We start from the raw sequence: 21445 nt of genomic DNA on the forward strand, positions 1-21445 counted from the left end.
AGCCCCTTATGGCTGCTGCCAGAGAATGACAGCCGCCGTTACCAACAAGTTGACGAGCGTCAGCGGCAGGCACACTTTCCAGCCGAAGGACATTACCTGGTCATAACGCGGACGCGGTAAGGACGCACGAATCAAAATGAACATCATCATAAAGAACGCGGTTTTCAGCGCGAACCAGATGAACGGCGGTAAGAACGGGCCATGCCAGCCACCAAAGAACAGCGTTACCATCAACGCGGAAATGGTGACGATACCGATGTACTCGCCCACGAAGAACAGACCGAATTTCATACCGGAATATTCAATGTGGTAACCGTCGGCCAGTTCCTGTTCGGCTTCTGGCTGGTCAAACGGGTGACGGTGACACACCGCCACGCCCGCGATAGCAAAGGTAATAAACCCAAAGAACTGCGGGATAACGTTCCAGATGTCGGCCTGGTTGTTGACGATGTCGGTCATGTTAAATGAACCGGCCTGCGCCACCACGCCCATCAGGGAGAGACCCAGGAACACTTCGTAGCTCAGCGTCTGCGCGGAAGCACGCATTGCACCCAGCAGCGAGTATTTGTTGTTACTGGACCAGCCTGCGAACAGCACCGCGTAAACCGCGAGGCCTGCCATCATCAGGAAGAACAGAATGCCGATGTTCAGGTCAGCGACCACCCAGGTCGGGCTGACCGGAACGATAGCAAACGCCAGCAGCAGCGAGGTGAAGGCGATCATCGGTGCCAGAGTAAAGATCACGCGGTCCGAGAAGCGCGGGATCCAGTCCTCTTTAAAGAACATCTTGATCATGTCCGCCACAAGCTGGAGTGAACCACCCCAGCCCACGCGGTTCGGTCCGTAACGGTTCTGGAACAGACCGAGCAGACGACGTTCACCAAAGCTCATGAACGCGCCGCAGGTGACCACCACCAGCAGAATCACAACCGCTTTCAGAATGCTCAGCAGGATGTCGATAAGATCCGGCGTTAACCAACTCATGCTTTTGCCTCCTGCAGGTTATCAAGACGCGCACCCGCCAGTACCGGCGCGATGCCAGGCATACCCATTGGCAGACCCACCTGCCCTGCTGTCAGACCTTCAGAGATAATCAGCGGCAGGCTGATGGTCTGGCCGTCATAGCTAAAGGCAATGTTTGCGCCCGCGTTAACGCCAAGCTTCGCGGCATCCGCCGGGTTGAGCTTGATGTACGGCTGCGGCATGCGGGTCTGGAAGACCGGTGAACGCTGGGACAGCTCGTCGCTACCGAACAGATGGTAGTACGGCGCGATACGCCAGTTGCCATCCTGGGCCTGGAAGCTCGCCGGTACAGTGGTGAAGAAGTCCAGACCGGTTTCGGAGGCTTCAATCAGACGCACGCCCGGATCGCCATGGCGCAGAGAGCCACCCACTTCAGCCTGGAACTTGTTCCATGCCTGCGGGGAGTTCCAGCCTGGCGCCCATGCGAATGGGATTTGCGAACGCGGCGCAGACGGCTGGTTGTTCCCTTCCATTGAGAAGGCAAACATCGTGTCTTTATCCTGCGGCTGGCGCGGTTCGTGCACGCTGATATTGGCGCGCATTGCGGTACGACCGCTGTAACGGTGCGGTTCACGCGCCAGTTTCTGGCCGCGAATGCGGAAGCTTGCTTCAGGTGCGGCATCTTTAATGCCTGCCAGCTGAGGCAGTTTTTCGACTACCGCGTCGATAACGTGGTCGAGCTGCGTCCAGTCCACTTCACGGCTCTGCACGGTGCTGTGCAGGGAGTGCAGCCAGCGCCAGCTTTCCAGCATCACGGTGTTGCTGTCGTAGTAGGCCGGGTCATAAACCTGGAAGAAACGCTGTGCGCGGCCTTCGTTGTTGATAACGGTACCGTCGCTTTCTGCGAAGCTTGCCGCAGAGAGCACCAGGTGCGCTTTATCCATAATCGCCGTGCGCTGGTGGTCAATCACCATCACCAGCGGCGCTTTGGAGAGCGCGGCGTCAACGCGAGCAGCAGAGGCATGGCGATGCAGATCGTTTTCCAGCACCACAACGGCGTCAGCAGAACCGGATTCCAGTTCGCTTAACGCTGCTTCCAGCGAGCCGCCGCCGATCATGCCCAGACCAATGCTGTTCACCGCACGGGCAATCATGGTCACACCGACGTCCGCACCGCGGCTTTTCAGGGCTTTGGCAACGTTGGCTGCCGCCTGAATGATCTCGGCGCTACCGGCGTTGGTCCCGGAAATAATCAGCGGTTTTTTCGCACCGGCCAGGGCCTGAACAATCACGTCGACCTTATTCTGCAGGTCGCGATCCAGCTCAACGGCCGGAGAGTTGCTGTCCAGCGCGTGGGCAATCGCAAAGCCAAGACGCGCCTGATCTTCAACCGGTGCGCAGTAGGTCCACGCCGCGATATCGTCCAGACGGGTATTGTCAACGTTGGTCACAAACAGCGGATGCTTCGCGCGCTGCCCGATGTTCAGGATTGCCGCAATCTGCCAGTCGGCCACTTTCTGCGCCGCTGCCATTTCACGTGCTTTCCCCTTCACCGCCTGACGAACCGCCAGAGCCGCCCGTGCGCCGGTCTGCGTCAGGTCTTCACCCAGCACCAGAACCGCATCATAAGATTCAATTTCGCGCAGCGCAGGGGTGTGGACACCGCCTTCACGCAGCACTTTCAGTACCAGCTGCAGACGTTCCTGCTCGCCCTGAGCGATACCGGTATAGAAGTTTTCCGCCCCAACCAGCTCGCGCAACGCAAAGTTGCTTTCGATACTGGCGCGCGGGGAGCCGATACCGATCACTTTCTTCGACTGGCGCAGAATATCTGCCGCGCCCTGCATCGCCTGTTCAGCGTTCAGGGTAATGAAGTCGTCGCCACGGCGCTGAACCGGCTGACGCGGACGGTCTTTCAGGTTGACATAGCCATAGCCGAAACGACCGCGGTCGCAGAGGAAGTAGTGGTTAACGGTACCGTTATAACGGTTTTCGATACGGCGCAGTTCGCCGTAACGCTCACCCGGGCTGGTGTTACAGCCGAGGGAACACTGCTGGCAGATGCTTGGCGCAAACTGCATGTCCCATTTACGGTTGTAACGCTCGGAGTGGGTTTTATCCGTGAATACGCCGGTCGGGCAGATTTCTACCAGGTTACCGGAGAATTCGCTTTCAAGCGTACCGTCTTCCGGACGACCGAAGTAGACGTTGTCATGTGCGCCATACACGCCCAGATCCTGACCGTCTGCGTAGTCTTTGTAGTATCGCACGCAGCGGTAGCAGGCGATGCAGCGGTTCATTTCGTGAGAGATGAACGGCCCCAGATCCTGATTACGGTGGGTACGCTTGGTAAAGCGATAGCGACGGAAGCTGTGACCGGTCATGACGGTCATATCCTGAAGGTGGCAGTTACCGCCCTCTTCACAAACCGGACAGTCGTGCGGGTGGTTGGTCATCAACCATTCCACCACGCTTTCGCGGAACTGTTTGGCTTCTTCGTCATCAATCGAAATAAAGGTGCCTTCGGTGGCTGGCGTCATACAGGACATCACCAGGCGACCACGCGTGTCTTCCGCGTTTTGATATTGCTTCACCGCACACTGGCGGCAAGCACCGACGCTGCCCAGCGCCGGATGCCAGCAAAAGTACGGAATATCGAGGCCAAGAGACAGACAAGCTTCCAGCAGGTTGTCCGCCCCGTTGACTTCGTATTCTTTGCCGTCTACATGAATCGTAGCCATTAGCATGCTTCCAGTTGTCTCGGTCGAAACCGAGCGTTAATCAAAATTCTGTTTTTACCAGCGCGCTTTCAGCAGGTTCGGCTGAATCCCATTGATTGAATGGGTATTGCTGAACGGCTGCTTGATGCCTGCTTCGAATTCGTCGCGGAAATATTTAATCGCGCTCTGCAGCGGCTCGACGGCACCCGGTGCGTGGGCACAGAAGGTTTTGCCTGGGCCTAAGAATCGACACAGTTGCTCAAGTGTCTCGATATCGCCAGGCTGGCCTTCGCCACGTTCGATTGCACGCAGGATCTTCACGCTCCACGGCAGACCGTCACGGCACGGTGTACACCAGCCGCAGGACTCGCGGGCGAAGAACTCTTCCAGGTTACGCACCAGCGAGACCATGCCGATCTCGTGGTCGACGGCCATCGCCAGCGCCGTACCCAGACGGCTGCCTGCTTTACCAATGCTTTCGAATTCCATCGGCAGATCGAGGTGAGCTTCGGTCAGGAAGTCAGTCCCTGCCCCACCCGGCTGCCAGGCTTTGAATTTCAGGCCATCGCGCATGCCGCCCGCGTAGTCTTCAAGAATTTCGCGTGCGGTGGTACCGAACGGCAGTTCCCAGACGCCAGGATTTTTAACGCGACCAGAGAAGCCCATCAGCTTGGTACCGGCATCTTTGCTTGAGGAGATGCCCTGATACCACTCCACGCCGTTGGCGAGGATAGCCGGAACGTTACACAGGGTTTCGACGTTGTTTACGCAGGTCGGTTTACCCCATACGCCGGAGCTTGCCGGGAACGGTGGCTTAGAGCGCGGGTTCGCACGGCGGCCTTCCAGGGAGTTTATCAGCGCGGTTTCTTCACCGCAGATGTAACGCCCGGCCCCGGTGTGCACGAACAGTTCGAAGTCAAACCCGGTGCCCAGGATGTTTTTACCGAGCAGGCCCGCTTCGGTGGCTTCCGCAATCGCGCGACGCAGGTTTTCTGCCGCTTCGATGTACTCACCGCGCAGGAAGATGTAGCCACGGTACGCTTTCAGCGCAAACGCGGAGATCAGCATGCCTTCCACCAGCAGGTGCGGCAGCTGCTCCATCAGCAGGCGGTCTTTATAGGTGCCCGGCTCCATTTCATCGGCGTTACACAGCAGGTAACGGATGTTCATGGATTCGTCTTTCGGCATCAGGCTCCACTTCAGACCGGTGGAGAAGCCCGCACCGCCGCGCCCTTTCAGGCCAGAGTCTTTTACCGCGTTAACGATGTCGTCCGGCGCCATGCCGCCAAGGGCTTTACGCGCGCCGGCATAGCCGTTTTTGCTTTCGTATTCTTCAAGCCATACCGGCTGTTTGTCATCGCGCAGACGCCAGGTCAGCGGATGCGTCTCAGCAGTACGAATTACAGTTTTCATTTGTACTGCTCCAGCAGGTCAGGAATCGCTTCCGGCGTCAGATGGCTGTGAGTGTCCTCATCAATCATCATGGTCGGCCCCTTGTCGCAGTTACCCAGGCAGCAGGTCGGCAGCAGAGTAAAGCGTCCATCGAACGTGGTCTGGCCCGGCTTGATATTGAGCTTCTTCTCAATCGCAGCCTGAATACCCTGATAACCGGTGATGTGGCAGACAACGCTGTCACAGTAGCGGATCACATGGCGGCCAACCGGCTGACGGAAGATCTGGCTGTAGAACGTGGCTACGCCTTCTACGTCACTCGCCGGAATACCCAGCACTTTTGCGATCTCGTAGATCGCCCCATCCGGCACCCAGCCACGCTGTTTCTGTACGATTTTCAGCGCTTCAATGGACGCCGCACGCGGGTCTTCGTAGTGGTGCATCTCGTGCTCAATAGCAGCACGTTCTGCTTCACTCAGCTCAAAAGCCTCGGTCTGTGGTTGTTGATTCTCGTGCATAATTAGCGGTCCACATCTGACATAACAAAATCGATACTACCCAGATACACAATCAGGTCGGAGACCAGACTGCCGCGAATGGCGGCCGGGATCTGCTGCAGGTGCGCGAAGCTTGGCGTACGCACGCGGGTACGGTAGCTCATGGTGCTGCCGTCGCTGGTCAGGTAGTAACTGTTAATACCCTTGGTCGCTTCAATCATCTGGAAGGATTCTTGCGCCGGCATGACCGGACCCCAGGAAACCTGCAGGAAGTGGGTGATCAGGGTTTCGATATGTTGCAGCGTGCGCTCTTTCGGCGGCGGCGTCGTCAGCGGGTGATCCGCTTTGAACGGGCCTTCCGGCATGTTGTTGAGGCACTGCTCAAGGATGCGCAGACTCTGGCGCAGCTCTTCCACTTTCAGCATCACGCGGGTATAGCAGTCGGAAACACCGCCGCCCACCGGGACTTCAAAGTCGAAGTTCTCGTAGCCAGAGTAAGGACGGGCTTTACGCACGTCGAAATCAATACCGGTCGCACGCAGACCTGCACCTGTCGTCCCCCACTCCAGCGCTTCTTTCGCGCCGTAGGCTGCAACGCCCTGAGAACGACCTTTCAGGATGGTGTTACGCAGCGCGGCTTTCTCGTAGGACGCCAGACGTTTTGGCATCCAGTCAAGGAATTCACGCAACAGACGGTCCCAGCCGCGCGGCAGATCGTGTGCCACACCGCCGATACGGAACCAGGCCGGGTGCATACGGAAACCGGTAATCGCTTCTACCAGATCGTAGATTTTCTGACGGTCGGTAAAGGCGAAGAATACCGGGGTCATCGCGCCGACGTCCTGAATGAACGTGGAGATGTACAGCAGGTGGCTGTTGATTCGGAACAGTTCTGACAGCATGACGCGAATCACGTTAACGCGATCCGGCGTGGTGATACCCGCCAGTTTCTCAACGGCCAGCACGTATGGCATTTCGTTGACGCAGCCGCCGAGGTACTCGATACGGTCGGTATACGGAATGTAGCTGTGCCAGGACTGACGCTCGCCCATCTTCTCAGCACCACGGTGGTGGTAGCCGATGTCAGGCACGCAGTCGACAATCTCTTCGCCGTCAAGCTGAAGAATGATACGGAATGCACCATGCGCAGACGGGTGGTTCGGACCGAGGTTGAGGAACATGAAGTCCTCGTTTTCGGTACCGCGCTTCATGCCCCAGTCTTCCGGCTTGAAGGTCAGCGCTTCCATCTCCAGATCCTGCTTGGCTTTGGTCAGCTCAAACGGGTCGAATTCGGTTGCACGTGCCGGGTAGTCTTTACGCAGCGGGTGGCCGGTCCAGGTCTGCGGCATCATGATGCGCGTCAGGTGCGGGTGGCCGTCAAAGGTCATGCCGAACATTTCCCAGGTTTCACGCTCGTACCAGTTCGCGTTCGGGAAAAGTTTGGTGATCGTCGGCAGATGCATGTCGTTTTCAGACAATGCCACCTTGAGCATGATATCCGTATTACGGTCTATTGAGATCAGGTGGTAGAAAACGGAAAAATCCGCAGCAGGGAGACCCTGGCGGTGAGTACGCAGACGTTCATCCATGCCGTGTAAGTCAAACAGCATGACGTAAGGTTTCGGCAATTTCTTGAGGAAATCGACCACTTCCAGTAATTGTTCACGCTTCACCCAAACAACGGGTACCCCGGTGCGGGTGGCCTGAACAGTAAAGGCATCCGGCCCAAAACGGTTGCGCAGTTCGCCAACGACTGGGTCATCGAGATGATCCCGTGTCTGCCAGGCGGCTTCTTGCGCGGTTAAGTCGGTCATATTGTTCACCATTGCAAATGGTCCGTGGTGACTGTTAAGCCTGGCTTCGCGCTATTTGAGTAGTGATATGCGAAGGTGTTCTCCAGGCCCACAGGCGCAAATTAAATTTCGTCAGGCGTACGCAGGTTGGTGACGGCAATACGTTCACCACGTTTACGCTCGCGCTCGGACTGCATGTTCGCGCGATACACACCCTGATCGCCAACAACCCACGACAGTGGGCGACGTTCTTTACCGATAGACTCCTGCAGCAGCATCAGCGCCTGCATGTAAGCTTCCGGACGCGGCGGGCAGCCCGGAATGTAGACATCCACCGGGATAAACTTATCTACGCCCTGCACGACGGAATAAATGTCGTACATACCGCCAGAGTTTGCACATGCGCCCATGGAGATAACCCATTTTGGCTCCAGCATCTGGTCATAAAGACGCTGAATAACCGGGGCCATCTTGGTAAAGCACGTACCGGCCACCACCATCAGGTCAGCCTGACGTGGGGAAGCACGCAGTACCTCTGCCCCAAAACGCGCAACGTCATGCACCGCAGTGAATGACGTCACCATTTCAACGTAGCAGCAAGAAAGGCCAAAGTTGTAAGGCCAGATGGAGTTCTTACGACCCCAGTTGACCATATCGTGCATGGCATGTTCGAGCTTGCCCATGTACACGCTTTTATTGACTTCTTGCTCCAGGGGGTCGGTTACGATCTCCTGTTTTTGCAGGGGGTAACGGTCATTCTCACCGTTAGGATCTATGCGGGTGAGCGTATAATCCATCTTATTGCCTCGCTGTTACTGCTGACGATTAGAGATACTGTTTTCCGGGTTGATCTGCTCACGGCGTGAACGCGCAGGCGTCCAGTCCAGCGCGCCAATACGCACCAGATAAACCAGACCGGCCAGTAACACTAAAATGAAAATTGCGGCCTCGACAAAGCCCACCCAACCACTTTCGCGAATGGAGGTCGACCATGCGAAAAGGTAAAGCGCTTCCACGTCGAAGATGACGAAGAACATGGCTACCAGGTAGAACTTGGCAGACAGGCGTAAGCGAGCGGTACCTACGGAATCAATACCTGATTCGAAAGGTGTGTTTTTGTGCCTTGCGCGGGCGCGACCGCCCAGGAACCAGCCGCCGACTAACATCAGGCAGCACAGGCCAATGGCTACAATAAGAAAGATTGCGAATGCCCAGTGATGAGCGATGACTTCTGTGGATGTTGACATACTCATTGCTTACTCATCAAAAGTGATACCGACGACACTGCTCTTGCTGGCAGATGGGCATCACATCGATTCATGGGGAGGAACAAATAACCTTACACTAACTGTCAGAAATGAGACATAGACAGCAAAATGATGGGGTTTTTTACTCCTTTCTATAACCTTTTGTCAACTTTAACAAAGGTTTCTTCACATTAAATGACATCAAGCGATTCTCATTAACATTTCATGCCCTTTTAACCCTGGTGGGTACCTGACTTTACGTCAAATGCATGTTGTTGAATCGTGTCCGTTTTGGAAGTAAAAAAATAACCCTCCTATTTTGACAGGATTTGCCAACGATTCCTCCCCCCAAATAGGAGTATTTTCTTGATCTGAGACACGCTTTTGTTAATTCAATCAAGAAACCGGCAACATATTTCCTGTTTTTTTAACATTGAACGGGGAAGCGTCCAGTTAGAACGGAAAACGAACACGATTTGACCAAAACAATCTATCTCACTGATATTTAAAGCTTACATGATCTAACCCTGTATTCGGAAAGGGTATTTTTACCAAAAAAAAACCACTTCACGCGAAAATCGCGCGAGTGGCTCTTTTTTACACTTACAATTTGTTACGAGAATTTTGAGTGTTTGATCACTCAAAGTCCCCTTCAACGATCAGGGAGTCATCCCCCCCTTCCGGAGTAACATGCTCGTATTGCCAGGGGTTATGGTAGTTTTCCATCGCCTCAAACACGACTTTTGCCAGCTCGTTATTGCTGGTTGCGTTGTGGCATAACAGATACTCCGTATCCGGCAACGCAGGAAGACCATCACTTTTACCCAACACGCGGAGATCCGGACTCATCATTTCCACCGGACGCGCTGTTACGCCGAGCCCCGCTTTCACGGCAGCTCGAACAGCGGGTAGCGTTGAGGCCACATAGGCCAAACGCCACGGAATGTTGGCCTCGTTGAGCGCCGACAGCACCATATCCCGGAACGGACTTGGATCATCCAGTAAGACCAATGGAATGGGCTCACCTTGTTGTAGTACATATTCAGCCGCGCAATACCAATGCGTTGGAGAAGTCCGCAGCGTCAGACAATCAAATTGCCCAGGACGATGCGTCGTGACCACCAGATCCACTTCATTCTCTTTGAGCATCTCAATCATAAAAGCATTACGCTTTACGCTAACATCCAGCGCAAGCTTCGGATAAACCGAACTGATACGATTGAGAAGAAACGGCAATATGGTATCCGCTGACTCATCAGATGCGCCTAATGTTAACACCCCCTGGAGGTTGCTAAACATTAAAGACATACATGCTTCATCATTAAAGCGAAGTATTTTCCTGGCATAACCCAGTAGCTGGATACCGTGTTCCGTTAAGAGCTTATTACGTCCATGACGTGCAAAAAGCTCTTTACCGACCAGTTGCTCCAGCCGCTGCATTTGCTGGCTAACGGCAGACTGGGTTCGGCAAACTGCGGCAGCAGCTGCTGCAAAAGTGTTGAGATCGGCGACCGCAACAAACGTTCTCAGCAGATCGAGGTCGAGATTCATTATCGGACGATTTGCATTTATCATATCTATTCACTTTCAGGTTGCTCGTGCGGAGCTGCCCGGGTTGAAGCTGTGTGTAACAGTTAAGCAATTCCCTCTGAAGGTTTCCCTCGCATCCCGGCCCGGCAGACTGCCTGACAGATAGTTATTGTGCTGCTGTATATCAACAGTCAGAAAGCACGTTTCATGACGTTATTTTTATTCTCTTAAACGTTCAGAATATTTAGATGTTCGCAGGTTTCTGTAAATTACATTAAAGGTATGACACCTTTACGGCCATCTTTATCGCAGCGCGGTTAACGTAGCAGGATGTGTTCGGCACACACCAGCCAGAGATAAATCCAACAATAACAATCAATTAATTTAGAAAAGCGGATCCAGATATACAAAACATAGGGCTCTGGCGCCTGCTTTCCTGAAAGACATCTTAACCCAAATCCACTTTATTTATAAGTCTTATTGCAATATTAAGGATTAAGAGCCTATCTCAATAGGACTTTATTCCAGACAATAAGACCACAGGCAAAATGCAACATGGCCTCGTAATTTTCAGTCTTCTTTTCCCATCGTGTCAGAACCCGGCGAAAGCGATTCATCCAGCTATGAGTTCTTTCGACAACCCAGCGATGGGCTTTGAAGTCCGTGTTTTTACTGGCATCTGACTCTTCTTTACGGGACTGGATATGCGGCTCGTAGCGGCGGCTCTGCAGATATGTTTTCAGCCAGCCTGCATCGTAACCTTTGTCCAGGCAGAGTCTGAGTTTTTGCCCCGGACGACCCGTCTGAAGGGCATCGAGCGTATCCGCAACCAGTTTGATGTCGTGCGTGTTCGCTGCTGAGACAACCAGCGACAGAGGAAGCCCGCAGGCGTCCGTCAAAAGGCTGCGCTTTACGCCTTGTTTCCCTCTGTCAGTGGGGTTACGGCCTGTTTTTTTGTTCCTGACAGCGGCGATTTGGTGATACAGCCGTCCATTGACAGCCAGGACCAGTCAATGCTGTCCAGATGCCCGCAGGCAAGCAAACCGTTCTGCCAGAAGCGCTCGAAGACTCCGGCATCGCGCCATTCCTGAAAGCGCCGGTGTGCAGAACTCGATGAACATATCCCGGTGGCGTTCAGGGCGTTCCACTGGCAACCGGTCCTGAGGACGAAGAATATGGCGTCCATGGCAGCGCGGTTATCAACGCGTTTCCGGTGCGTACCGAGTGGATGGCAGGTTTTGTGCTCAGGGATAAGCGGTGCCATTTTTTCCCAAAGTTCATCGCTGATCCGCCATTTGCTGCCTGTCATCTTTTCACCTTCAGAAATTATCAGTTACGACATTCTGACAATCCCTTCTGGGATAGGTTCTAAGAGGGACTGTTAAGCCTCTCAACTAATTTTATTAAAATTAACTAAAGTTGCATTTTGTTGGTTAATAATAAATAAATTTTAATTTAGATTAAGGCCATTCATTAATAACACTTAACATTAATTTCACATGAGTAACTTTTAGCCTAAGCATACTATTCCAACAGTCTGTCTCGAAGCATCTGATTTTACGAAAAGTCACTTAGAGGAACTTCTTACTGCGTATTGGGCATGTTTTTTATTTTTATCAGCACAATATGAAATAAAACCAACAATAAACAGCACAATAAACTTAAGAACATACTTATCACATTACTTTAGCACGACAGAACTCGCCGCAAGCAGTGAAATAGATTCCACAGGAATTGACGCATTGTACAAAATCTTCTCCTGTACACCCTTCAAAACGAAGCGAGGGGGGAGTACATTGTTCCGTGCAGACTTCCACGGCAGGGAGTGGCAATACTAGCGAAAAGGTTAAAGGTTCATGTCCCCTATCGAAAAATCCAGCAAACTAGATAACGTCTGTTACGACATCCGCGGCCCGGTTCTGAAAGAGGCCAAACGCCTTGAAGAGGAAGGCAATAAGGTTCTGAAACTCAACATTGGTAACCCTGCGCCATTTGGTTTTGAAGCGCCGGATGAAATTCTGGTTGATGTGATCCGCAACCTTCCTACTGCACAAGGCTACTGCGATTCAAAAGGACTCTATTCCGCGCGTAAAGCCATCATGCAGCACTATCAGGCGCGCGGTATGCGTGACGTTACCGTTGAAGATATCTATATCGGCAACGGCGTCTCTGAACTGATTGTGCAGGCGATGCAGGCGCTGCTGAACAGCGGCGATGAAATGCTGGTACCTGCGCCTGACTACCCGCTGTGGACGGCGGCCGTGTCGCTGTCGAGCGGTAAAGCCGTTCATTATCTCTGTGACGAGTCCTCTGACTGGTTCCCGGACCTTGATGATATTCGCGCGAAAATTACGCCTCGCACGCGTGGCATCGTGATCATTAACCCGAACAACCCGACGGGTGCGGTCTATTCGAAAGAACTGCTGATGGAGATCGTCGAGCTCGCCCGCCAGCACAACCTGATCATTTTTGCCGACGAAATCTACGACAAAATCCTGTACGACGCGGCACAGCACCACTCGATCGCCGCGCTGGCCCCGGATCTGCTGACCGTCACCTTTAACGGCCTGTCTAAAACCTACCGCGTAGCCGGTTTCCGTCAGGGTTGGATGGTACTGAACGGTCCGAAAAAGCACGCCAAAGGCTACATTGAAGGGCTGGAAATGCTGGCGTCGATGCGTTTATGTGCCAACGTTCCTGCACAGCACGCGATCCAGACGGCGCTCGGCGGCTACCAAAGCATTAGCGAGTTTATCGTTCCCGGTGGTCGCTTGTATGAACAGCGTAACCGCGCGTGGGAATTGATCAACGATATTCCTGGCGTCTCCTGCGTGAAACCTAACGGCGCGCTCTATATGTTCCCGAAAATTGACGCTAAGCGCTTCAATATTCACGACGACCAGAAGATGGTGCTCGACTTCCTGCTGCAGGAAAAAGTGCTGCTGGTTCAGGGTACGGCGTTTAACTGGCCGTGGCCGGATCACGTGCGCATTGTGACCCTGCCGCGCGAAGATGACCTAGAAATGGCCATCAGCCGCTTCGGGCGCTTCCTCTCTGGATACCATCAGTAACGTTGCCTTTCTGCCGGGTGGCGCTGCGCTTGCCCGGCCTACAAAATCCGCATATTTGCATCTTGCCTCCCCTCCCCGCACAATGAACGCCTGTCGCAGTAAAGACAAAAGGTAACCTATGAGTCAGAGTCATTTCTTTGCCCACCTCTCCCGCCTGAAGCTGATCAACCGCTGGCCGCTGATGCGCAACGTCCGCACGGAAAATGTTTCAGAGCACAGTCTGCAGGTTGCGATGGTCGCTCACGCGCTGGCCGCAATAAAGAACCGCAAATTTAACGGGCAGGTCAACGCTGAACGTATTGCCCTGCTGGCGATGTACCATGATGCCTCGGAAGTGCTGACCGGCGATCTGCCGACGCCAGTGAAATATTTCAACTCGCAGATTGCGCAGGAATATAAGGCGATTGAGAAGATTGCTCAGCAGAAGCTGATCGATATGGTGCCGGATGAATTACGCGATATCTTTGAGCCGCTTATCGATGAACATCAGTACACGGAAGATGAAAAGTCGCTGGTGAAGCAGGCCGACGCGCTCTGCGCCTACCTGAAGTGTCTGGAAGAGCTGTCTGCGGGGAATAACGAGTTTTTACTGGCTAAAACGCGTCTGGAAAAAACGCTGGAATCCCGCCGCAGCGAAGAAATGGATTATTTTATGCAGGTATTTGTACCGAGCTTCCATCTGTCGCTGGATGAGATTAGCCAGGATTCACCGTTGTAATTTTTTCGCCGGGTGGCGGCTTCGCCTTACCCGGCCTACGTTTCTGCGCTCACGCTAAAACGGGAATAAAACCGGAATTAACACCACGCACACCACCATTACCAGCACGGTGAACGGCACGCCAATCTTAACGAAATCGCTGAATCTATAATTCCCGGGCCCCAGCACCAGCGTATTCACTGGTGAAGATACCGGCGTCATAAATGCCGCGGAGGCCGCCATCGCCACCATCATCGCGAACGGATACGGCGACACGCCCATGGATTTCGCCATCGCCAGCGCAATAGGCGCCATCAGTACCGCCGTCGCGGTATTGGAAATAAACAGGCCGATGGAGGCGCACATGATAAACAGACAGACCATCATCATGTACGGCCCATACCCGCCGCCAACGTCCATTAAGCCTTTAACGATCAAATCCACCCCGCCGGTTTTTTGCAACGCCAGCGCAAAGGGCATCATTCCGACAATCAGAATAATGCTCGGCCAGTGAATGGCTTTATACGCGCTTTCGGCGTCAATGCAGCGGAATTTCCCCATCAGCAGGCAGGCGATGATGGCCGCGACCGGATTGGGGATTTCATCGGTCAGCATCAGTGCGACCATCAGCACCAGACAGAAAATCGCGTGAGGTGCCTGGCTGTGCGCCGGGGACGCATCGCTCTCTTCAACCGGCATATTGAGCACCACAAAATCACGCCCTTTTTGCCCGAGTTGGCTAATCAGCTTCCAGTTACCGACGACGAGAAAGATGTCACCTAACAGGATTGGCTCATCCACCACTGCGCCTTCCATCGCCACGCCATCGCGCTTCAGTCCCACGACGTTCAAACCATAGCGGGTGCGGAAGCCGACTTCGCGCACGGTTTTCCCCAACAGCTCCGATTCCGGGATCAGCGATACTTCGGCCATACCGACGTCCAGCGCCTGGTCGGAGAAATACTCGCCGCGCAGCACCATCGGCTCCAGCAGCTGTTCGCTGCAAAACTCACGCAGGTCTACCTCTGCGGTGGACATATCAATCAGCAGAACGTCCCGCGCACGGAATTCCGACACCCCGTTAACGTTGACAATCACCCGGCGGAAACGACGCCAGCGCTCCACGCCAATGACGTTCGCACCGTAGCGTTCACGGAGCTTAAGATCGTCCAGCCGCTGGCCAATCATCGGTGAGCCGGGGCGAATAGCCAGACGTCGTGCACGCCCGGTGAGACGGTACTCTTTAATCAAATCGCGAAAGGTGCGTCGCTTCCAGCCCTCTTTGCTTTTATCCTGATTTTCGCCTTTCAGGGCAAAACGGGTCAGCAGCATGTAGACCACGCCCATCACCAGAACGACCAGCCCAATCGGGGTAACGCTGAAAAAACTGAAGCCCTGGAATCCTTCGCGGATCAGTTCACTGTTGACGACCAGGTTTGGCGGCGTCGCCACCAGCGTCATCATGCCGCTGATCAAACCGGCAAAGCTCAGGGGCATCATCAGGCGCGATGGCGAGATTTGCATCCTCATGGAGACGCTCAGCACCACCGGAATAAAGATGGCGACCACGCCCGTTGAGCTCATAAACGCCCCCAGTCCGGCAACCGTCACCATCAGGTAGATCAGCATTTTGGTTTCACTGCTGCCCGCCACCTTCACCAGCCACGTTCCCATAATGGTCGCTACGCCGGTGCGCACCAGCCCGTCACCAATGATAAACAGGGCGGCGATAAGAATAACGTTGGGGTCGCTAAACCCGGAGAATGCCTCGGGTAGCGTGAGCGTGCCGCTCAGCACAAACGCGACGATGACAAACAGGGCGACGGCATCCATGCGCACCTTGCCTGTAGCGAAAAGAATGATGGCGATTAACAGCAGGCTCAGGACCCAAATCAGTTCACCGTTCACAACCTATCCTTGTCAGTGGAAGATAAAGAATTCTGCCATAAAAAAGCCCCAACAATGTGGGGCTATATCATGGGATTACATTTTTAGCGAGACGGTTACAACTCCGCCGGGTCCCTTCGTGACGTTAATCGCGGTCAGTGTATTCAGCACAAAATCCGCCTCACTCAACCGGGGAGAGTCCGCCGGGACGTTAACGGCGATCACGTGGCTCCCTGCATTAAGCCCGGCCAGCACACCGGCTGCTGCATCTTCCACTACCACGCAGTCCGCCGGTGCAAGGCCCAGCAGCTCTGCCCCAAGCAAGAACGCATCCGGCTCTGGCTTGCCGCGCTTGACGCGCTCTGCAGTAATGAACACCTCTGGCTTCGGTAAACCCGCCGCCTTATGGCGAGCATGGGCTACGGGAATGGAGCCGGAGGTCACAATGGCCCACGGAATATGTGCTTCGTTCAGATGTTCAAGCAGCTCGCGCGCGCCCGGCAGCGCGGTGATGCCTTCCGTATCGGTAGCCTCAATGTTCTCGAGGTATTTGAACTCTGCCTGAATCTCTTCCTCAGTACGTCCCGCTAAGAAGTGTCGCAAGGAGGTAATGGCCTGTTTGCCATGGATGAAATTCAGTACGTCCTGATGGTCGATGCCGTGCCTGTCGGCCCAATGGCACCATGAACGCTCCACTACCGGCAGCGAATCCACCAGCGTACCGTCCAGATCAAACAGAAAACCTTTACACTGCACACGCACCTCCGTCAGGCATTAATGATTTGTTGAATTTCGTTGCTGCTTAAATGGTACTGGCGCGGGCAGGAATGCCATACGCCCAGCATGCGCTGGTATTTTTCCCACATTGGGGTTTGCGCGTTAAAGCCGTGAGTACCCGCATCAAAATGGGTATAGCGCCCTTCGGTGTTCACCATAAAGCGAACGTAGCTCAGGTAGCGCGCTTCCGTTGCGGCATCAAAGCCTAAGAAGGTTACGCGGCGCTCGTCAATGGACTGGCGATCTTTGAGATTCGTCCAGGACACATGCAGCGCATGATACATCTCCATGATGTCGATCACGATGCGGCAGGTCTCTTCTTTCAGTTCGCCAAACTCGCGATCCAGTTCGCGCATCTGTAAACCAAACCCGCGTTCGACGATAGTTTGCAAGCGGCTGTAGCGTTCTGCGTTATCGGGATCAAGCATAGTCATCATCTTGTACTGGTTAGACAAAATCAGACGTTGGGCATGGGTCATTTCCATCTTTCGACTCCTGTAGCGCATTGCACTTTAAAAAAAAGACACGGTAACTGTTTGTTACTGTGCCTTCTTTTATTAGTCGTTTCGATGATCAATCACAAGTCATCAAGGAATGTTTTATCAAGTTGCTTAAAAGCGCGCTTGAGCGTGTCAGCCAGCGCCTGGTAATCCGGCTTGCCTTCGACCGGTGCCAACGCCTGGCCAGCTTCCTCAAGTTTTCCACGGACTTCATAAAACCAGTGTAAAATTGTAGGCGGCAGCGGCGTAATTGAGCGTTTCCCCAGCCACCATAGCCCCTGCATCGGCAGGCTCAGCGCAAAGAGCGCGGTGGCGACGGCGGGTCCAAGCTGGCCGCCGAGGGCAATTTGCCAGCACAGGGTAAAGATGGCAACAGGGGGCATAAAGCGAATCGCAAAGCGCGTGGCGCGGATAGTGCGGTTCTCTATAAACATCGGCGCGAGGCGCTTTTCCAGTGGCCACGTCTTCGCGTAATGCTGCCCCCGACGAAACAGACTAAAGAAATTCACGGATGGGTTTTCGGGTGTCGACATGGCTGTACCTCAACTTCACATATAAAAATTAAAATTTTTGTGCAAAACCACAACAGGCTATGACAACGTTCAAAATATTTTGTCATCGCTACCCCGTATCGGGTATCCTGTGCCAGCCTGATAAGGCCGTAGACGAGAACCGTTAACTCGTCAAATTATCGCATATTATGCCATTGTCTGAAAAATGTTCAAAATGGCATAAAATCATAGGTATTTCTTTCATCATGCCGGAATGTTCGCCTGGCATGATGTTAATCATAAATGTCTGGGTCATCATGCGTTACGCTTTTAGACTCACTGACGTTTTTTTAGCCACGTATCAATAATAGGTACTTCCATGTCGAGTAAGTTAGTACTGGTTCTGAACTGCGGTAGCTCCTCACTGAAATTCGCCATCATCGATGCGCTCAACGGTGACGAGTACCTCTCTGGTTTGGCCGAATGTTTCCATCTGCCTGAAGCACGTATCAAATGGAAGATGGACGGTAGCAAACAAGAAGCGGCTTTAGGTGCAGGCGCCGCTCACAGTGAAGCGCTGAACTTTATCGTTAACACTATTCTGGCACAAAAACCAGAACTGTCTGCTCAGCTGACTGCGATTGGTCACCGTATCGTCCACGGCGGCGAAAAATACACCAGCTCCGTCGTGATCGACGAATCTGTGATTCAGGGCATCAAGGACTCTGCGTCCTTCGCGCCGCTGCACAACCCGGCTCACCTGATCGGTATCGCTGAAGCGCTGAAATCCTTCCCGAATCTGAAAGACAAAAACGTGGCCGTGTTTGACACCGCGTTCCATCAGACCATGCCTGAAGAGTCTTACCTGTATGCCCTGCCGTACAGCCTGTACAAAGAGCATGGCGTTCGTCGTTACGGCGCACACGGCACCAGCCACTTCTATGTGACCCAGGAAGCCGCAAAAGTTCTGAACAAGCCGGTTGAAGAAGTCAACATTATCACCTGTCACCTGGGCAACGGTGGTTCTGTTTCTGCTATCCGCAACGGTAAATGTGTTGATACCTCTATGGGTCTGACCCCGCTGGAAGGTCTGGTGATGGGTACCCGTTCCGGCGACATCGACCCGGCGATCATCTTCCACCTGCACGACACCCTGGGCATGAGCGTTGACGACATCAACAAAATGCTGACCAAAGAGTCTGGCCTGCTGGGTCTGACCGAAGTGACCAGCGACTGCCGTTACGTTGAAGACAACTACGCAGAGAAAGCAGACGCTAAACGTGCAATGGACGTTTACTGCCACCGTCTGGCGAAGTACATCGGTTCTTACACTGCACTGATGGAAGGCCGTCTGGACGCGGTAATCTTCACCGGTGGTATTGGTGAGAACGCGGCTATGGTTCGTGAACTGTCCCTGGGCAAACTGGGCGTTCTGGGCTTCGAGGTTGATCACGAGCGTAACCTGGCTGCCCGCTTCGGCAAGTCTGGCTTCATCAACAAAGAAGGTACCCGCCCTGCTATCGTTATTCCAACTAACGAAGAGCTGGTCATCGCTCAAGACGCGAACCGTCTGACTGCCTGATTCCACACCGCCAGCAATGCTGGCGGTGCTGTTTTGTAACCCGCCCAATCGCGGCGGTAACGAAAGAGGATAAACCGTGTCCCGTACTATTATGCTGATCCCTACCGGAACCAGCGTCGGCCTGACCAGCGTCAGCCTTGGCGTGATCCGTGCTATGGAACGCAAAGGCGTTCGTCTGAGCGTCTTTAAGCCAATCGCCCAGCCGCGTGCCGGTGGCGATGCGCCAGACCAGACCACCACCATCGTTCGCAAGAACTCCAATCTGCCAGCGGCTGAACCGCTGAAGATGAGCCACGTTGAATCTCTGCTGTCAAGCAACCAGAAAGACGTGCTGATGGAAGAGATCATCGCCAACTACCACGCTAACGCGCAAGACGCGGAAGTGGTGCTGGTTGAAGGTCTGGTCCCGACGCGCAAACACCAGTTTGCCCAGTCTCTGAACTTTGAAATCGCGAAAACCCTGAACGCGGAGATCGTTTTCGTGATGTCTCAGGGCACTGACACCCCAGAGCAGCTGAACGAGCGTATCGAACTGACGCGCAGCAGCTTCGGCGGCGCGAAAAACACCAACATCACCGGCGTGATCGTGAACAAACTGAATGCGCCAGTGGATGAACAGGGCCGTACTCGCCCTGACCTGTCCGAGATCTTCGACGACTCTTCTAAAGCGAAAGTCGTCAAAATTGATCCGGCTAAGCTGCAGGGATCCAGCCCGCTGCCAGTACTGGGCGCGGTGCCATGGAGCTTCGATCTGATTGCCACTCGTGCAATCGATATGGCGCGCCACCTGAACGCCACCGTGGTTAACGAAGGCGACATCAACACCCGCCGCGTGAAGTCTGTGACCTTCTGTGCGCGCAGCATTCCGCACATGCTGGAGCACTTCCGCGCAGGTTCCCTGCTGGTGACCTCCGCAGACCGTCCAGACGTGCTGGTTGCAGCGTGCCTGGCCGCGATGAACGGCGTGGAAATCGGTGCGATCCTGCTGACCGGTGCCTACGAGATGGACCCACGTGTCAGCAAGCTGTGCGAACGCGCGTTCGCCACCGGCCTGCCGGTCTTCATGGTGAACACCAACACCTGGCAGACCTCCCTGAGCCTGCAGAGCTTCAACCTGGAAGTACCGGTTGATGACCACGAGCGTATCGAGAAAGTTCAGGAATACGTTGCGGGCTACATCAACGCAGACTGGATCGAATCCCTGACGGCGACCTCCGAGCGCAGCCGCCGTCTGTCTCCTCCAGCATTCCGTTACCAGCTGACCGAGCTGGCGCGTAAAGCGGGCAAACGCGTTGTTCTGCCAGAAGGCGACGAACCACGTACCGTTAAAGCCGCTGCTATCTGTGCAGAGCGCGGCATCGCGACCTGTGTGCTGCTGGGTAACCCGGATGAGATCACCCGCGTGGCGGCGTCTCAGGGCGTTGAGCTGGGCGCTGGCATCGAAATCGTTGACCCAGAAGTGGTTCGCGAAAGCTACGTAGCCCGTCTGGTTGAGCTGCGTAAGAGCAAAGGCATGACCGAAGCCGTTGCGCGCGAACAGCTGGAAGACAACGTGGTGCTGGGCACGCTGATGCTGGAGCAGGACGAAGTTGACGGTCTGGTTTCCGGTGCGGTTCACACCACGGCGAACACCATCCGTCCACCGCTGCAGCTGATCAAAACTGCACCGGGCAGCTCTCTGGTTTCTTCCGTATTCTTCATGCTGCTGCCTGAACAGGTTTACGTTTATGGCGACTGCGCGATCAACCCGGATCCAACTGCAGAACAGCTGGCGGAAATCGCTATCCAGTCCGCGGACTCTGCGATTGCCTTCGGTATCGAACCGCGCGTGGCGATGCTCTCCTACTCCACCGGTACCTCTGGTGCAGGTAGCGACGTAGAGAAAGTGCGTGAAGCGACCCGTCTGGCGCAGGAAAAACGTCCTGACCTGATGATCGACGGCCCGCTGCAGTACGATGCTGCGGTAATGGCTGACGTTGCGAAATCCAAAGCGCCGAACTCGCCGGTTGCAGGTCGCGCTACCGTGTTCATCTTCCCGGATCTGAACACCGGTAACACCACCTACAAAGCGGTACAGCGTTCTGCAGACCTGATCTCCATCGGGCCAATGCTGCAGGGCATGCGCAAACCTGTGAACGACCTGTCCCGTGGCGCGCTGGTTGACGATATCGTCTACACCATCGCTCTGACCGCGATCCAGTCTTCGCAGCAGCAGTAATTGTAAGGTCTTGCCGGATGGCGCTTCGCTTATCCGGCCTACAGGACCGTAGGCCCGGTAAGCGTGAGCGCCACCGGGCA

General features: G+C 54.4%; 17 protein-coding genes. 4 read left to right on the top strand and 13 right to left on the bottom strand.

The window, feature by feature from the left end:
- Positions 1–6: 6 nt before the first annotated feature.
- The 9 genes from nuoH to EXW94_RS08245 form a co-directional block, all read right to left on the bottom strand.
- Positions 7–984, bottom strand: a complete 978-nt coding sequence (nuoH, locus tag EXW94_RS08205; RefSeq protein ID WP_010433351.1) for an NADH-quinone oxidoreductase subunit NuoH — start codon at positions 982–984, stop codon at positions 7–9.
- A complete protein-coding gene (nuoG, locus tag EXW94_RS08210; protein ID WP_174339887.1) occupies positions 981–3704 on the bottom strand; it encodes an NADH-quinone oxidoreductase subunit NuoG in 2724 nt (907 codons plus the stop codon). The genes nuoH and nuoG overlap by 4 nt, the downstream gene beginning before the upstream one ends.
- A gap of 54 nt (positions 3705–3758) precedes the next feature.
- Positions 3759–5096 carry an NADH-quinone oxidoreductase subunit NuoF gene (gene nuoF / locus EXW94_RS08215; RefSeq protein ID WP_089597913.1) on the bottom strand — a complete coding sequence of 446 codons (1338 nt, stop codon included), beginning with the start codon at positions 5094–5096 and terminating at the stop codon, positions 3759–3761.
- Positions 5093–5593 carry an NADH-quinone oxidoreductase subunit NuoE gene (nuoE, locus tag EXW94_RS08220; RefSeq protein ID WP_006176513.1) on the bottom strand — a complete coding sequence of 167 codons (501 nt, stop codon included), beginning with the start codon at positions 5591–5593 and terminating at the stop codon, positions 5093–5095. Before nuoE ends, nuoF begins: the two co-directional genes overlap by 4 nt.
- A 2-nt stretch (positions 5594–5595) precedes the next feature.
- Positions 5596–7398 carry an NADH-quinone oxidoreductase subunit C/D gene (gene nuoC / locus EXW94_RS08225; protein WP_089597912.1) on the bottom strand — a complete coding sequence of 601 codons (1803 nt, stop codon included), beginning with the start codon at positions 7396–7398 and terminating at the stop codon, positions 5596–5598.
- 89 nt (positions 7399–7487) lie between these two features.
- Complete coding sequence (gene nuoB / locus EXW94_RS08230; protein WP_003861482.1) at positions 7488–8162, bottom strand: NADH-quinone oxidoreductase subunit NuoB; 675 nt, start codon at positions 8160–8162, stop codon at positions 7488–7490.
- A gap of 15 nt (positions 8163–8177) precedes the next feature.
- On the bottom strand, positions 8178–8618 hold the full coding sequence (gene nuoA / locus EXW94_RS08235) for an NADH-quinone oxidoreductase subunit NuoA (RefSeq protein ID WP_010433335.1): 441 nt from the start codon (positions 8616–8618) through the stop codon (positions 8178–8180).
- Between the two features lie 630 nt (positions 8619–9248).
- Positions 9249–10187 carry a transcriptional regulator LrhA gene (gene lrhA, locus EXW94_RS08240; protein WP_089597911.1) on the bottom strand — a complete coding sequence of 313 codons (939 nt, stop codon included), beginning with the start codon at positions 10185–10187 and terminating at the stop codon, positions 9249–9251.
- Between the two features lie 458 nt (positions 10188–10645).
- A protein-coding gene (locus EXW94_RS08245) for an IS5 family transposase (protein ID WP_174339605.1) occupies positions 10646–11451 on the bottom strand; the annotation gives its coding sequence in 2 pieces (ribosomal slippage) (positions 10646–11098 and positions 11101–11451; 804 coding nt in all).
- Positions 11452–11998: 547 nt separating this feature from the next.
- On the opposite strand from EXW94_RS08245, the gene alaA reads away from it, so the two are divergent.
- Both alaA and yfbR read left to right on the top strand, forming a co-directional pair.
- Positions 11999–13213: an alanine transaminase AlaA gene (alaA, locus tag EXW94_RS08250; RefSeq protein WP_008500204.1), complete on the top strand. Its 1215-nt coding sequence runs from the start codon at positions 11999–12001 to the stop codon at positions 13211–13213.
- Between the two features lie 118 nt (positions 13214–13331).
- A complete protein-coding gene (yfbR, locus tag EXW94_RS08255; RefSeq protein WP_010433329.1) occupies positions 13332–13931 on the top strand; it encodes a 5'-deoxynucleotidase in 600 nt (199 codons plus the stop codon).
- A gap of 54 nt (positions 13932–13985) precedes the next feature.
- Here yfbR and EXW94_RS08260 read toward each other — a convergent pair whose 3' ends face one another.
- The 4 genes from EXW94_RS08260 to yfbV all read right to left on the bottom strand — a co-directional run bounded on the left by EXW94_RS08260 (position 13986) and on the right by yfbV (position 17607).
- Entirely contained in the window at positions 13986–15818 is a 1833-nt protein-coding gene (locus EXW94_RS08260; RefSeq protein WP_010433326.1) for an SLC13 family permease, read from the bottom strand.
- Positions 15819–15893: 75 nt separating this feature from the next.
- On the bottom strand, positions 15894–16553 hold the full coding sequence (locus EXW94_RS08265) for a sugar phosphatase (RefSeq protein WP_010433324.1): 660 nt from the start codon (positions 16551–16553) through the stop codon (positions 15894–15896).
- An 11-nt stretch (positions 16554–16564) separates the two neighbouring features.
- Positions 16565–17059 carry a YfbU family protein gene (locus tag EXW94_RS08270; protein ID WP_010433320.1) on the bottom strand — a complete coding sequence of 165 codons (495 nt, stop codon included), beginning with the start codon at positions 17057–17059 and terminating at the stop codon, positions 16565–16567.
- Positions 17060–17151: 92 nt separating this feature from the next.
- Positions 17152–17607 carry a terminus macrodomain insulation protein YfbV gene (yfbV, locus tag EXW94_RS08275; protein WP_010433317.1) on the bottom strand — a complete coding sequence of 152 codons (456 nt, stop codon included), beginning with the start codon at positions 17605–17607 and terminating at the stop codon, positions 17152–17154.
- A 337-nt stretch (positions 17608–17944) separates the two neighbouring features.
- Here yfbV and ackA point away from each other — a divergent pair, with 337 nt between their 5' ends.
- Both ackA and pta read left to right on the top strand, forming a co-directional pair.
- Positions 17945–19147 carry an acetate kinase gene (gene ackA / locus EXW94_RS08280; RefSeq protein WP_010433314.1) on the top strand — a complete coding sequence of 401 codons (1203 nt, stop codon included), beginning with the start codon at positions 17945–17947 and terminating at the stop codon, positions 19145–19147.
- Positions 19148–19223: 76 nt separating this feature from the next.
- Positions 19224–21365: a phosphate acetyltransferase gene (gene pta, locus EXW94_RS08285; RefSeq protein WP_174339888.1), complete on the top strand. Its 2142-nt coding sequence runs from the start codon at positions 19224–19226 to the stop codon at positions 21363–21365.
- Positions 21366–21445 lie beyond the last annotated feature (80 nt).

The organism is Enterobacter sp. JMULE2, assembly GCF_013337145.1.
Classification (GTDB): domain Bacteria; phylum Pseudomonadota; class Gammaproteobacteria; order Enterobacterales; family Enterobacteriaceae; genus Enterobacter; species Enterobacter mori.